The organism is Leptospira ryugenii (assembly GCF_003114855.1).
Lineage (GTDB): Bacteria > Spirochaetota > Leptospiria > Leptospirales > Leptospiraceae > Leptospira_A > Leptospira_A ryugenii.
The window spans coordinates 702,186-715,814 of record NZ_BFBB01000002.1; the positions used below are offsets into that span (position 1 = coordinate 702,186).

Genomic DNA, 13,629 nt, shown 5'->3' on the forward strand with positions numbered 1-13,629 from the left:
CCTGTCTCCTAAAGCTTTCTTGCAATCTCTCTGATTTCAAAGACTTCGATTTCATCACCTACTTCAAAATCATTGTAACCATCAAGTAAGATACCACATTCAAACCCAGTGAGAACATCACTCACGTCATCTTTCATACGTTTTAGGTTCTTGATCTTTCCTTCCCAAAGAATCTCTCCGGATTTGCTGGATATGACTCGCACACTCGCCACTTTAGTGACTTTACCCGACTTCACCATACAACCAGCAATGTTTCCAACTTTGGAAATCTTGAACACATCTCGCACTTCCACTTTACCGATGATATTCTCAACCTTTTCAGGCTCGAGCATACCTTCCATGGAAGCTTTGACTTCGTTTACAACATCGTAGATGATACTGTAGTATTTGATTTCCACTTTTTCTTTTTCCGCTAAGGAAACAGTCTTTGGGTTGGCTCTCGTATGAAAGCCGATGACGATTGCATTTGACGCTGAGGCAAGGATGATATCGGAATCAACGATTGCACCAGTACCCGCATGGATGACATTGAGTCGCACATCAGGAGTCGAGAGTTTTTCTAAAGCCTCTTTCACAGCCTCTGTAGAACCTCGAACGTCTGCTTTGATGATCACTTTGAGTTCTTTTAAAGCACCTTGTTTGATGATTTCACTCATATTATCGAGCGTTACACGAGTAGCCGTATTTTTGGATTGGCCTAGTCTTTCATACTCTTGTCTACTATGAGAGATCTCTCGCGCTTCTTTATCATCAAGAACAACATCGAAAGGCGCACCTGCATCAGGGACTCCATCTAGACCAGTGACAAGAGCAGGGAAGGAAGGACCTGCTTCTTTGATTGCTTGGCCTAAATCGTTGTAGAGTGCACGGACACGTCCTGAATGAACTCCAGCCACAAAGGCATCCCCCACTCTCAAATTACCATTTTGTATGAGTACCGTAGCAACCGGTCCACGGCCTGGGTCTAACTTGGCTTCTACAATTGTACCCTTTGCCCTTCGTTTTGGATTGGCTTTGAGGTCTAAAAGTTCAGCTTGTATAAGGATCATTTCCAACAATTTATCTATACCAATATTGTTTTTTGCTGATATCTCACAAAAGATGGTAGTGCCACCCCATTCTTCAGGCTGTAGGCCATAATTGGAGAGCTCTTGTCTCACCTTTTCAGGGTTAGCTGCTGGAAGGTCAATTTTGTTGATGGCTACTATGATCGGAACTTCAGCTTCTTTGGCATGGTTGATAGCTTCTACCGTTTGCGGCATCACTCCGTCATCTGCTGCGACAACAAGCACGACGATATCAGTGATCGAGGCACCACGTGCACGCATGGAAGTAAAGGCCTCATGGCCAGGTGTATCCAAAAATGCAACCTTACCTCTTTCGGTAGCTACTTGGTAAGCTCCGATGTGTTGGGTAATCCCGCCTGACTCGCCTTCTGCGACCCTAGACACACGAATGGTGTCCAAGAGTTTTGTTTTACCATGGTCAACGTGACCCATAATGGTAACGACAGGTGGACGAACAATGTAATCATCTGGAGAATCTTTTTCTTCTTCGATGACTGTTTCATCATAGAGAGATACAATCTTCACCTTACAACCGTATTCATCCGCAAGGATAGAGGCAGTCTCTGCATCAATGATGTTGTTGATAGTGACCATCATACCCATTTTCATGAGTTTGGAGATAACTTCTCCAGGTTTTAAATTTAATTTCTTTGCAATCTCACCAACTTGGATATGCTCCAATATGGAAATCTCTTTGGGAACAGAGGCAATGGCCGCTGCCTGCGCCTTCTGTTTGCGGAAGCTCTGTTTGAAAAATTTGTCATTTTCATCTTTTTCATCTCGAGCTGATTTTTCTTTTTCAAAAACTTTCTTTTTATTCGGGGTGCCACCGGCGCCTAGAGGATTCGCTGGTGCGCCAAAAGGGGTATCTGACATTGGCTTTCCGCCACCGCCTCCTCCGCCTTGCCCAATGGGACGAGCCCCTCGGTTTCCACCACTTCCACCTTGTCGGTTTTGACCTGGTCCACCAGGGCCTGTATGGCCTTGGCCTTGTCCGGGCCCTCTTCCACCACGGCCTTGGTAGCCACCGCCACCAGGAGGGCGCTGCCCACCCTGGCCAGGGCCACTATGCCCGCCACTTCTGTTGCCACCACCCGAACGGTTGTCAGTCTGGGGACGAGTAGTCGGTCTTGATACAATTGGATTGCGGTCTTCACGTCGGAAATAGCCAGGTACGGTCTGGCCTTGGCTCTTCCCTTCTGCATTGCGATAACTAGGCGACGCAGTGTCGCCCGAGAGTATAGATTCTGGTTTGCGGTCAGTCGTTCTCTGACCATCTTGGTGGGAATCATCCCGCTTACGCTCTGGCCTTGAAATAATGGGCGAAGCTTGCGAAGGAGCCTGTGGCCCAGACCCAAATCCACCCTGCCGTTTTGCCTCTTCGCGCACCAACTCACTCAGGTCTTTTTTCTTTTCTGTGCCTGGGTTTGCCGCTACGGGCTTTGCTTGTTCGGTGGCCTCTGCACTTGCTTTGCCTTCAGGGGCACCTGGTTTCTTTTTGATGACCAATTTCTTTTTGGTTTTGTCACCTGCAGAACCTTGTTGGAGGGTTTCTTTGATCGACTTTTGTTCTTCCATACTTCTTTACTACTTAGCCCTCTTCTACCCACTCAATTGACTCGCGTAACAAGCGTAAAATCTGCTCTGCGGTGGTCCTTCCGATCCCGGAAATTTTGGATAATTCCTCTGGACTAAAGTCCACAAGTGTTTCTACGTTTTTGATCCCACCGGCTTCTAGAAGGTCTATGATCCTAGGAGTTAGGCCAGGGATTTCTGTGAGCGGTGTGTAGGAATCGTCATCCTCATCCACCCCTTCCTCAGCACCAGAGTCTGCACTCTGTTCCATCGCCTCTTGCTGGGCATTGAAAAGTCTATCTAACTTCTCCCTAGCTTCTGGAGATGCCAATTCTTGGTTGTACTGAGAGACTGTTTTGATGTCAATCTTGTAGCCAGATAACTGAGACACTAGTTTGACATTGGATCCGTTGATGCCGATGGCAAGGGAAAGAGATTCATCGGGAACAATCACAAGTGCATCTCCCCTCTTTCGGTCAACATGCACTTCCACAGGCTTAGCAGGGGAAATGGCATTGGCGATAAAAACACTTGGCTCATCAGAATGGAGGACAATGTCAATGCGTTCATTGCCAAGTTCTCGCACGATTGCCTGAATGCGTACACCCTTCATCCCCACGCAAGCACCGACTGGGTCTACATCCATCTTATTTGTGTGTACGACTACTTTTGTTCGGAAGGACGGAATCCTTGCCACGTCTCTGATTTCCACGATGCCATCGTATACTTCTGGGATCTCCATTTCAAAGAGCTTTTTCACAAAATCCCCGGAGGCCCGGGAGAGAGTGATGACGGGCATAGGCTCACGGGGTCTCATCTCTACCCGCGAGATGATTGCTTTCAGCCTGTCCCCTTGGCGGTATTTTTCCCCAGGGTTTTGGTCTTTTTTGAGCATAATGCCCTCGACCTTCCCTAGATCTATGCTCATGGCATCTTTTTTCCATCTTTGGAAGTAGCCATGGGTGAGCTCTCCCTCTTTGGATTTATATTCTTCAAATAATAGTTCTTTCTCGATGTCTCTGAGCCTTTGGAAGACCATTTGTTTGGCCTGGCTTGACAAAACCCTGGATAGGTCTTGGGGTTTTTCATAGACTCGGATTTGCGAGCCAACGGTGGCACCTGGCTCAACTTTTTGGGCCTCCTCTAAGGAGATTTCCAAAGCACTTTTTGGCTCAGAAGAAACGATGTCACGGAGGACACTGATGACAATTTCGTTTTTGTTGTCTTGGCCAAACTCAACCTGGCAGCGGTTCTCTGGGTCAACATCTAGGCCCACCTTTTTGCGGTATGCTGTCAGTAAGGAATCGCGGATGACTCCTAATACGAGCTCACGGTCCAGAGACTTATCCTGGCAAAATTGTTGGATGGCTTCAAAGAGGCCTGTTTCTTTCGTTACTTGTTTTGTTGCCATAATCTAATATTCTAAAAATAGATTTCCTTTTCGAATTTCACCCAAGGACAGTTGGATGGGCTTTGCCGTCTTTTTTTTGGCAGACTTTCTGTCAAAAGGAGTCAGCTCAATCATCTCATCCTGCCTTGGTCCTAGCCGATATACCAGCTTTTCCCAATTTCCACTCTCACCTCGGACTTCTAATTTGGCTAAAAGTCCTTGGAACCTGTCCAGATCCTCAGGCAAACGTAGCTCACGCTCGGCTCCGCATGAGGAGACTTGCAGGGTGAAGTTAAAATCTTCTCCCCATAAATCCAACTCCTCCTTGAGTCTCTTGGAAACCTCCTCACAATCTTCTAAACTGGCGGATCCAGTTTTGTGATCGAGGCGATCCAGCGAAATCTCAATGAGGGCGTGGTTCTTCCGATTCTGTACGTGGAGCGAAAAAAGCGCTAGAGGTGGAATGAGAATCTTTTCTATCAGTTCTCGAATGTTTTCCTCAGTGTATACCAAACCATATCCAAAAGAACTCAAAGTGATGGAGTTCTTTGCGAGAGACCCAACTCATGTTAAAAAATAACCTGATACTTGTCAAGTTAGGAAAAGCGAGTTGTCCTGTAAATAAAAAATTAGGGAATGGAAGCTATCTATGCGTTTCCTAGTATTTCTCTCAGCCTCCCTCCTCTTGGGAAACTGCCTACGGTTTCGGGTCGATACGCTAAGCCCTGACCTCCTCTTCCGCATCCCTTTGGGTACGAGCTCGGATACTTGGGAGGGGGTGGTCGTGAACCAGGTCCTAACGAATGTGCCCTTGAGCTTACCTGTGACAGGGAATCTTTTGGCCCTTGCGGACAACAAACACTCCATCATAAAACTCTTTGATCGAAATGGCCGCCTCGAAGCTAGCTTAGGAAATCCAGACTTCAAACCAATCTCAGGGATTCCCCATTACCCCTTTCGGTTCGGAGGGATTGGCATTGTGGCACTCACTGAGGACGGGGATCTCATCGTACAAAACCGCATTGCATCTAAGGCGACAGAAACGACTGAAGAGACAGATTCTGTCTTTAAATCCTATAGTGGTAGTTTTTCGACAAAAGGTAGCACCATACTGCCCTCTTTTCTCGTGCAGATTTCCCAAAAAGGTGTCGTCAAGTATCTGTTAGGGGCTTCAGGAAAGAATAGTGAGCCATTTCGGTACATAGAAGCCGTAATCCCTGGGGAAGGAGACAAACTCTTTGTCTACCATAGGATAGCCGAAGAAATGCGTCTTACTTATTTTGATGAGGGCGAGTTGAAAGGGAATATACGAGAGTCATTGCTCCCAGTTTTTACAAGCCCAGAAGCGAAGGACTTTGACATCACTTTGGATAAGATGTTACCACATCCAGAAGGAGAGTATGTTTTAGCTTCTTTTAGTTATTTTTCGAAAAAAGACAAACGATTTAAATATAGAAAAATCTTTCGTTATACGTTTGGTGGGAAAGATGATATTTTTGTAAAGGAAATCCAGGATCCATCAGAGATTCTATTCTCGATTCGCAACAATAACGAATTCTATATTTGGGAGACTGAAGACCAGGGCAATTCTGTACGTCTCCAAGTACACGACCAAGAAGGAAACCATATAAATAACCGAAGACTTCCCTTTGCCCCTCCCAGAGGCCAATGGAGGGAAACTTATACAGATTCGGACGATACCATTTATTCTGTCAGAATCCGTTCTGGCGCTTTAGAGGTCTACCGTTGGATCTAAATCGTTCCATAGCTTTGTATTCGAGTGAAGAATCAAAGGCCATTGAAACCTATACCAAAGAAAAACTACAATTTTCTGGCCAAACTCTTATGGGAATGGCCGCCATTTCCATCTTCCATGCCAATGAAGAATTGTTTGAAACGGCAGATGAGATTTGGATTTTTGCTGGCACGGGAGGCAATGGAGGAGATGGTTATGCCCTTGCCAATATATTGTTTGAAGAAGGACATTCTGTACGCATTTTCTCTTTTGGAGATCCCAAACCTGCAGAAAGTATCTATTATAAAAATCTTTGTGTTCAAAAAGGAATCAGTATTTTTCCTATCCAAGAATTTTTGCACATTAGCCGTACAGCTAAAGAGGAAACCATTCTAGGGATCGATGCCATTTTGGGTATAGGTCTCCGAGGACCTTTACGGGAGGATTGGAAAGATTACTTTGTTGCGATCAATAGCTCCGATGTTTTTTTTCACATGGTATCTTTGGATACAGCGTCTGGGTATACGGGACAAATTGACCCTTTGGAAAGGTTTATATTTGCAGATACCATTGAAGAAATAGGTACTAGAAAGTGGAATAATATTGGTTATACGAATGATGGATCACTTGTACCTCGTTTTTATCAAAGTATAGGATTTCCTCTCCGCAGCATGGGTGAGGCAGTTCTTTTGCCGAAGAGATTCTATTGGGAAAAAAGTGAAATTGATCCTATCCTTTCTAAGCTCAAAAGGAAGGTTACATCCCATAAATACAAGTCAGGTGCCGCTATTTTTATGGGCGGAAGTAGCGGTTATGAGGGTGCCATTCTCCTTAGCCACTCAGCATTCCATACATTGGGTGGTGGAATTTCTAAAATTTATACCAGCTCACCTCTTTTAAAGGAATCCAGCTTACAAGAAGACCCTTCGCGGATGATTGAAGTTGGTGACCTATTGGATTCAGATCCTATGTTTGCCAAGGTTCAGACGTTTGTCATTGGACCGGGTCTACTTTCGCAACCACCTAGCCTGTCTTCTATCGTCTTTCCTGACACATGCCAGATCATTTTAGATGCAGGCGCTATTCCTTCGCATCCGGGACAACTGCCAAAAGGTGGCAATACCATCTTAACGCCTCATGTGGGAGAATTCCAAAAACTTGTAGGTCGGATCTGCAATGATTTGGATGAAGTCTATACTGCTGGTATGGATTATTGCCTAAACAACAAGGTAAATATTCTGTATAAATCTTATTTCAATATTTACTTTCGAAAAGATGGGAACTGTTATGTTTGGGAAAGTCCGAATGAAAAATTAGCCAGCATGGGAACGGGAGATGTTCTAACAGGTGTTTTGGCAAGATTTCTTTCCTTGGGTTGGTCGGATTTGGAGTCGGTGTATGCATCCCTACAGCTCTTGGATTTGACTCGGGAAATGGAAGAATCTTATCCAAGTGCCTTCCAGATTCTTCAATTTTTAGGCGAGCGAGTTTAATGGCAAAAGGATACCACTCTCGATCCCCCGAAGAGTTCCGAGAGTATTTAAAATCACTAGAAAAATCCAAATCAAAATGGAAATGGCGTCAGATAGTTCTATTGTTGGATGTGATACTTCTTATCTTTGTCGTCTACCTTGTGTTTCGCGAATTGAATCCAGGAAGTTTCCAAGACCCAAACCTATCCACCAAACAAGTGATTGATGGTTATCAGAGTTATTTTGCTCTCTCAAGAGAGGCTGATGAACATTTCCAAGGATATTTTTTCTTTCTGGAAAACAAAAGTGAGATTCCTCTGCAGATACCGCTCCCCGATTGGAAGTCTGAATTTAGGATACTTACGAAAGAAGGCATCGAATGTTACCACCAAAAGGTTGATTGGAAGTTGACAGAAGTCCCAGCACGCTCGAAAGGTTTTTTGTACGTATCTATACCACTTTCCGCACTAAAAACATCCAATACGGTCTGTACAAAAGAAATCTTCGATGAGGAGTATAGTTTTTTTAGATCAAAATTCAAGGCGCTCACACTTTATTTCCAAGCAGAATTGAGTATCCAATCCAAAACACAAAGGTATGTCTTCTTATTAAAGCAAAAACCCTTCCGGGTTTCGAAGTAAAGAACCTCAACGGAACTTTTTGGGTATTTTTAACTCATCTTCTAAGGTTTGGCAAACATTGGAAAGAACTTTGATCCTCGCATAGTATTTGTCAATGGCAGGAACTAGGATCCAAGGGGCAAAGTTGGTATCCGTCCGCAAAAACATCTCATTGGCGGCTTCCGTATAGAGCGGCCATTTGTCTCGGTTTCGCCAGTCTTCCTCGGTGAGTTTCCAACGTTTTAAGGGGTCATTTTTCCGAGCTTCAAACCGGGAAAGCTGTTCTTCGCTGGAAATGTGAAGCCAAAATTTTAATATGATCGCACCGAAATGAGCTAATTGTTCCTCAAAAAGAACAATTTCTTCGTAAGCTCTTGACCATTCTTCTTCACTACAAAAACCTTCTACTCGTTCGACGAGGACTCTTCCATACCAAGACCGATCAAAAATACCTACCGAGCCTTTATTGGGGAGTCGTTTCCAAAAACGCCATAAGTAGTGGCGATTTTTTTCTTGGACATCAGGAGCCGAAATATTGTGAACCTCATAGAGGCGAGGGTCAATTTCCTGTGTTAGGCGGCGAATGGCTCCACCCTTCCCTGCTGCATCCCATCCTTCAAACACGAAAATAAGTGGTCTTTCCTTTTCTTTGGCGTATAAAGTTGCTCGCCTGATCCTATCCTTGTATTGTTTTAATAGTGTTTTGTACTCCTCTTTTTCCAAACTTGGGAAATGAAGTATATCATTTAGATTGAGGATACGGTTGGGAGTTTCTTTTTCTTTCATGGCAATAGATCAACTCCCTTCACTACTAACTCTAACTTTTGTTTGGAATCAATACCTAAGGATGATTCCAATCTCTCAATGATGTTTTGGATGAGTGCAATTTTAGCGGAGTATGTATCATCCGCCAAAAGGATAGTCCAGGGAGCGAATTCACTTTCTGAATCCGAGAGAATCTGATTGAAAATCTTCTGAAACTTTTTATATTTCTTTGTTTGGTACAAATCGTAATCATTCAGTGCCCATGCATTTTTTTCTTTTTTGGCCTTCTCGGTTCGACGATCTAACTCCTTTGCAGAAACATGTAAAAAAAATTTATGGAACTGAACTTTGTCTTTAGTAAGAATTCTTTCTGTATGGCGTATCGAAAGCAATCTCCTTTGGTATTCGTCTTCTTTGATTTTATCCATGGCTTGGAGGAAGACCAAACGTCCATAGTATGTATTTAAATAAAATAACATTTCTCCGAATCGAGGTAGGTATTGCCAAAAATTCCAAAGGAATGGATAGCCTCTATCTTCAGATTGGTGGACAAAGGGGGAGTACACTTTGAACTTACGAGGATCAAGCCTTACAGTTAGATCCTTGAGGCTTTCGCCCCTTCCACTCGACGACCAACCTTCCAACAAAAAAATATTGGCAATGCCTTGGTCATAGGCTGTCTTTTGCAAAATAAAAAGACGCTCTTGTAAAGATTCTAGGGCCTCATCGTCTTCCTTTAATTTTTGGGGAGGTTCTATCTTTTGCAATCGATCCATGGGTGCATCATTCCACATGATTTTCAAAAATTGAAAAGAAGAAATTTATGGACTCGGTAAAAAACCGGTCCCTAGAGCTTTGTCCAAATGTGGGATGCCCTTTTCATTACTTTCATACCTAGGAACTATGTGAATGTGGAGGTGAGGTACTTTCTCTGCGATGGCAGCCAAGTAGAGTTTATCGGGCCTTACATCCTCCGATGCAATTTGAGAGACACCTAATTCCATCCCCTTTCCAAAATCAGCCCATTCTTCTGGTGTCAATTCAAACCAAGATTCCACGTGACGTTTGCATTCTAGGTAGAGGTATCCATCCAAGCCTTTCTGAGCTGGGGCTTTTCGGACCAGCCAAAACTCGGACTCTTGGACTACAGCTTCTCGGTTTCTGATACTTTCGCAAATGGGGCAATTTAGCATCTGGCAAAAGAATCCGATATATACTATGTGCTAGGAAAGAACTTTTTATTTTTTTCTCTACTGACCTCTTATCTGCAGGTGCAATCAGTTTTTGCAAACGAGGTACCAGGATTCTGGAATGAATCTGTAGATTGGTTCCGAGAGGAAATCTTTCTTTCGCCCAATGCCGAAGAGGAATCGAATTTAGAAAAGCGAATCCATGAAAAAAACCAAGAAGACCTCTTCCGCTTGCGTACAACCATCAAATCCATCCTCAAACAAAATGCCCTATGGCTAACAACTGCCGAAAAAACGGCCAATACCCAGCCACAAATAGTGGAACGCCTTGAAGGAATTCCAAATTTGGGAGGCATTCTATGGTTGGGTTCTCAAAAGGACGTAAAACTTCGATTTGGTGATTGGAGTGCTTATTACGAAGATGGACTGAGTGCTTCCAAAATTCAAAATGAAGGACAAATCCAGAGCTTTGAATTGGATGGAGAGACTATTTATTATTTTATTAAATACCAGGTCGGTTACTTTCCACATGACTTTCAGTTTATCGGATACAAAACCGCCTTTTATGCGTTTGGTGAAGATGGAAGTTTACGCTATACCAATGATCCTTACCTGGAGAGAGAAATCCGAATAGGAGAGTTCCGAAAACAATTTGAATCCATAAGAGCTGCCTTTGCATCTGCAAAGGAATTGCATGTGGGTGGTTTGGAAGTGTTTTTGGTTCCAAAACAGTCGGGAGGAATTTCATACACATTTTTTCTCATTCGTTCCTTACTCGTTCTCTGGGCTGCCTTACTTTCTGCACAGCTATTTCGCCGAATCTTTCCCTCCCTAAAAAAGCAATTGCCCGTAGAAGACTTAGCAAAAGAATGACCCTATCTCTCTTGCCCTGGTAGTTCAACGGATAGAACATCGGTCTTCGGAACCGACAGTGGGGGTTCGATTCCCTCCTGGGGCACAGTCTAGCTCTTATTACCTAGACCCACAAAATTCACTTCACCCAAACTCAGTAAACTTCTCAATTCAGGAACAAACCTTATATTCCCTAAGAAGCTTATTTCGTCGAGGTAGAGCTGAGAAAATTTGAGACTTACATAACCGTAGCTTCTGAAGGATTGCTTTAAGATATTATTCCTTGCTTCAGCTCCGTTAGAACTCACACCTTCCTTAGTCACCCACCTTTCACGACTTAGGTTATACCTCGAATCATTAGAACGTCTCGAATGATTGACCATTTTGTGGTTAGGTCTATCCCATATAAATGTATAACCTTCATCAGTGTAGAGCGTTACATTCTTAGGAATCTTATCATCTAAGTCCTTTCCTAGGTATTCTTGATTGTTAAGTGGGATCGATTTGTAGAAAGTCATTCCACCATTGATGCCAATAGTATGTATAAGTGATCCTATTTGGTACCCTCCAATTGAGTTTGAAGCATATATAGAAGCTGTTCCTGTTTTGTATCTTCTTGATCTATGCTTATTGGCTCTTAGGCTGGAAGAATATAAAACCACTGAGTCAGCTACAGCTATAGGTTTTTTATCTGATTCTACAGGGTTTTTAAGCTCCACGTATAGATTCCTCTTAAGAGTCTCATTAAGTTGAGAGAAGATAATTTTGAGCCTCTTTTTTAAATAGAAACTTGTCTTATAGGATAGATTTAACTTACGACTGATCTCCATGGAAGTCATGATCTTAGGATACTGATTCACCATGTCCCAAATGATGAAGCTGATGTAGGCTAGATTCGATTTGTATCCCTGGAAAGGTGTATTGGCAGTGAGAGAGACCATCTTATGGCATGAGGAACAACTAGCGATGGATTCCCTTCCCTTCACTTTGAGATAAACTACATTAGGTTTAGAGCATCCACAGGACTTAGGATAGAGAGCGTTAAGGATTGTGAGCGTTTTTCATTTGAAGGACTGATTAAGCTTAGGATCAGATAATATATTGTGCGTTCTTTTTTTTATTTTGTCAGTATCTTCGCATGAAGAAGCGAGCAAACTCTGACTAGCCTTTCCAAAGCTAGAAGGCTTGCTTGGTCGATTCACGCTTTCTTTTGGATGGATTTTTGGATTTGGTGGAAGGTCTTATTTGGGGAATGGTGAGAAGTCGCTCTCGTATCCGAAGATCACTCTATCTAATCAATCACGTTCACCCTGCCCAAAATGTACGCAAACAAAAAGGGATGCTAGCGTCCATCTATCATCCGTTCGGATAGGACAAAGCGCTACATTTCCCAGCATTCAGACAACCAAACGAGTAGAAAGGCTTATAATCAGTGTTTGCCCATCGTACAAACAGAGGTTCATCGATTTCTGGCCAAATTCTAAATAATCATGATTATTTGGAAAATGATTTGCCTTGCCTAGGCGAATTCTTATCTTTAATTCATTTTTTGCTAACTGGGAGTTAGGGGGCGAAGCTATCTCTTTTTCTATTTTTTGGCAATTTTTTACTATACATATGTTAGGTATCCTTTTTCCTTCACTCGATGCCTACAGGTATTCCACAAGTCCACGTTCGATTTCTTCCCGAGATGGGTTGTTTCGAGGTCCTATTTCATTTTGAAACTTCCTTGGTAAACAGGATCAAATCAGTCCCAGGCCGCAAGTTCCGTCCGAAGTCCAAATCTTGGCTTGTCTCCTCTGACCCACAAGTCCTACGAAGCTTGCTAATCGCCTTCCATGATGTCCCTTTGCGTCTCGATCCAAAGGAATTTCCGAAGGAAGCCGGTATCTTTTCCGATTTTTTCGAGGCAATCCGCTTACGGAATTACTCCCGGCAAACCGCGAAATCCTACCATTCCCATTTATTGCAGTTCTGCTCTTACTGCCGAAAGCATCCGAAGGATGTCCTAACAGAAGATATCTTTGCTTACTTACATGCTCTCTTAGCAAAGCAAAGTCTTTCGGAAGCCCATATTCGCGGTATCCAGCAATCGCTTTTGTTCTATTTCAAAGGTATCCGTAAATCATGCCCCGATCTGCGCTTTCCTAGGATGAAACGGAGTCTTAGGCTCCCTGAAGTCCTTTCCGAATCAGAGGTCCTGGCACTTTGCCAAGTCTTGAAAAATCCAAAACACCGCCTCTTACTGCAGCTTGCCTATTCGTCTGGCTTGCGCGTAAGTGAGGTCGTCCAGTTGCGCTTTTCTCAGATAGACTTTGACCGAAAGGTGATCCGAATCAAACAAGCCAAAGGCAAAAAAGATAGGGTTGGCCTTTTGGCTAACAGCCTTTCCCAGGACCTCTCCCAATACAAAAATCTGCTCCGGATGTATGAGCAGTTGCAATCCTCTCGAATCCGAACTGCTAAAGAAAGACCCGCCGATTGGATCTTTCCTGGCCAAAAGGGAACGCAACACCTATCTATCCGAACAGCAGAAAGGATCTTCGAAATCGCCAAAGAACGCTGCGGTATCACTAAACCAGTTTCTTTCCACTCGCTCCGCCATGCCTTTGCTACACATCTATTGGAACAAGGCACAGATGTGCGGGTAATCCAAGCCTTACTTGGACACGAGAGTTTGCGAACCACACAGATTTATACTAAGGTAGCCAAACGACAGTTGGAACGGGTCAAGAGCCCACTCGATCGGATTCTAGGAGATTTCTGAAGAGATAAATACGAAAACACAACGTTTTTTGCATTTACACGCAATTCCAACAAACAACTATTTTATCACATTAAACACAAATCAATGCGATCAAACAGAAATTTTAAACCAATTAATGAACTACCTAACGAGTACAACCGAATTTTACATCTTAACTGCAATACGAACATTAAGAGTTATACGACATGTGGCAAAA

The 13,629-nt window shown here is 43.5% G+C and carries 13 protein-coding genes and 1 tRNA gene; 7 read left to right on the forward strand and 7 right to left on the reverse strand.

Going from position 1 to position 13,629, the window contains the following annotated elements:
• Positions 1–8 precede the first annotated feature (8 nt).
• From infB to rimP, 3 genes are read right to left on the reverse strand one after another with little or no spacing between them, the layout of a single operon-like run.
• A complete protein-coding gene (gene infB, locus DI060_RS04075; protein WP_108973926.1) occupies positions 9–2,645 on the reverse strand; it encodes a translation initiation factor IF-2 in 2,637 nt (878 codons plus the stop codon).
• A 13-nt stretch (positions 2,646–2,658) separates the two neighbouring features.
• Entirely contained in the window at positions 2,659–4,053 is a 1,395-nt protein-coding gene (gene nusA, locus DI060_RS04080) for a transcription termination factor NusA (protein ID WP_108973928.1), read from the reverse strand.
• A 3-nt stretch (positions 4,054–4,056) separates the two neighbouring features.
• Positions 4,057–4,566 (reverse strand): ribosome maturation factor RimP, encoded by a 510-nt coding sequence (rimP, locus tag DI060_RS04085; protein WP_108973930.1) that lies wholly within the window; start codon positions 4,564–4,566, stop codon positions 4,057–4,059.
• A gap of 115 nt (positions 4,567–4,681) precedes the next feature.
• Between rimP and DI060_RS04090 the strand changes: the two genes are divergently transcribed.
• From DI060_RS04090 to DI060_RS04100, 3 genes are read left to right on the forward strand one after another with little or no spacing between them, the layout of a single operon-like run.
• Positions 4,682–5,788 carry an LIC_12708 family protein gene (locus DI060_RS04090; protein WP_108974073.1) on the forward strand — a complete coding sequence of 369 codons (1,107 nt, stop codon included), beginning with the start codon at positions 4,682–4,684 and terminating at the stop codon, positions 5,786–5,788.
• Positions 5,779–7,260, forward strand: coding sequence for a bifunctional ADP-dependent NAD(P)H-hydrate dehydratase/NAD(P)H-hydrate epimerase (locus DI060_RS04095; protein WP_167836905.1), 1,482 nt, complete (start codon positions 5,779–5,781; stop codon positions 7,258–7,260). Before DI060_RS04090 ends, DI060_RS04095 begins: the two co-directional genes overlap by 10 nt.
• The gene (locus tag DI060_RS04100) at positions 7,260–7,880 is read left to right on the forward strand and encodes a hypothetical protein (RefSeq protein WP_108973934.1); all 621 of its coding nucleotides are present in this window, start codon (positions 7,260–7,262) and stop codon (positions 7,878–7,880) included. Before DI060_RS04095 ends, DI060_RS04100 begins: the two co-directional genes overlap by 1 nt.
• A gap of 6 nt (positions 7,881–7,886) precedes the next feature.
• Here DI060_RS04100 and DI060_RS04105 read toward each other — a convergent pair whose 3' ends face one another.
• Genes DI060_RS04105 through DI060_RS04115 form a run of 3 tightly spaced genes read right to left on the reverse strand, consistent with a single transcriptional unit; the run spans position 7,887 to position 9,817 of the window.
• Positions 7,887–8,645, reverse strand: coding sequence for a UDP-galactose-lipid carrier transferase (locus DI060_RS04105; RefSeq protein ID WP_108973936.1), 759 nt, complete (start codon positions 8,643–8,645; stop codon positions 7,887–7,889).
• The gene (locus DI060_RS04110; protein ID WP_244594271.1) at positions 8,642–9,418 is read right to left on the reverse strand and encodes a polyphosphate kinase 2 family protein; all 777 of its coding nucleotides are present in this window, start codon (positions 9,416–9,418) and stop codon (positions 8,642–8,644) included. Before DI060_RS04110 ends, DI060_RS04105 begins: the two co-directional genes overlap by 4 nt.
• A 27-nt stretch (positions 9,419–9,445) precedes the next feature.
• Positions 9,446–9,817, reverse strand: a complete 372-nt coding sequence (locus DI060_RS04115; protein WP_108973938.1) for an HIT family protein — start codon at positions 9,815–9,817, stop codon at positions 9,446–9,448.
• Positions 9,818–9,844: 27 nt separating this feature from the next.
• Here DI060_RS04115 and DI060_RS04120 point away from each other — a divergent pair, with 27 nt between their 5' ends.
• Positions 9,845–10,687 carry a hypothetical protein gene (locus DI060_RS04120; RefSeq protein WP_108973940.1) on the forward strand — a complete coding sequence of 281 codons (843 nt, stop codon included), beginning with the start codon at positions 9,845–9,847 and terminating at the stop codon, positions 10,685–10,687.
• Between the two features lie 13 nt (positions 10,688–10,700).
• Positions 10,701–10,772: transfer RNA gene (locus DI060_RS04125), tRNA-Arg, on the forward strand.
• Between the two features lie 4 nt (positions 10,773–10,776).
• Here DI060_RS04125 and DI060_RS04130 read toward each other — a convergent pair.
• Complete coding sequence (locus tag DI060_RS04130) at positions 10,777–11,652, reverse strand: transposase (RefSeq protein WP_244594272.1); 876 nt, start codon at positions 11,650–11,652, stop codon at positions 10,777–10,779.
• Between the two features lie 203 nt (positions 11,653–11,855).
• Between DI060_RS04130 and DI060_RS04135 the strand changes: the two genes are divergently transcribed.
• Positions 11,856–12,038, forward strand: a complete 183-nt coding sequence (locus DI060_RS04135; RefSeq protein ID WP_108973942.1) for a hypothetical protein — start codon at positions 11,856–11,858, stop codon at positions 12,036–12,038.
• Positions 12,039–12,395: 357 nt separating this feature from the next.
• Entirely contained in the window at positions 12,396–13,433 is a 1,038-nt protein-coding gene (locus tag DI060_RS04140; protein ID WP_209451980.1) for a tyrosine-type recombinase/integrase, read from the forward strand.
• The last annotated feature ends 196 nt before the right edge of the window (positions 13,434–13,629 follow it).

What these genes read in the sequence shown, in the direction of transcription:
- infB (WP_108973926.1), bottom strand. Translation starts at nt 2,645, where the DNA reads ATGGAAGAACAAAAGTCGATCAAAGAAACCCTCCAACAAGGTTCTGCA.
- DI060_RS04100 (WP_108973934.1), top strand. Translation starts at nt 7,260, where the DNA reads ATGGCAAAAGGATACCACTCTCGATCCCCCGAAGAGTTCCGAGAGTAT.
- DI060_RS04110 (WP_244594271.1), bottom strand. Translation starts at nt 9,418, where the DNA reads ATGTGGAATGATGCACCCATGGATCGATTGCAAAAGATAGAACCTCCC.
- nusA (WP_108973928.1), bottom strand. Translation starts at nt 4,053, where the DNA reads ATGGCAACAAAACAAGTAACGAAAGAAACAGGCCTCTTTGAAGCCATC.
- DI060_RS04115 (WP_108973938.1), bottom strand. Translation starts at nt 9,817, where the DNA reads ATGCTAAATTGCCCCATTTGCGAAAGTATCAGAAACCGAGAAGCTGTA.
- DI060_RS04105 (WP_108973936.1), bottom strand. Translation starts at nt 8,645, where the DNA reads ATGAAAGAAAAAGAAACTCCCAACCGTATCCTCAATCTAAATGATATA.
- DI060_RS04090 (WP_108974073.1), top strand. Translation starts at nt 4,682, where the DNA reads ATGCGTTTCCTAGTATTTCTCTCAGCCTCCCTCCTCTTGGGAAACTGC.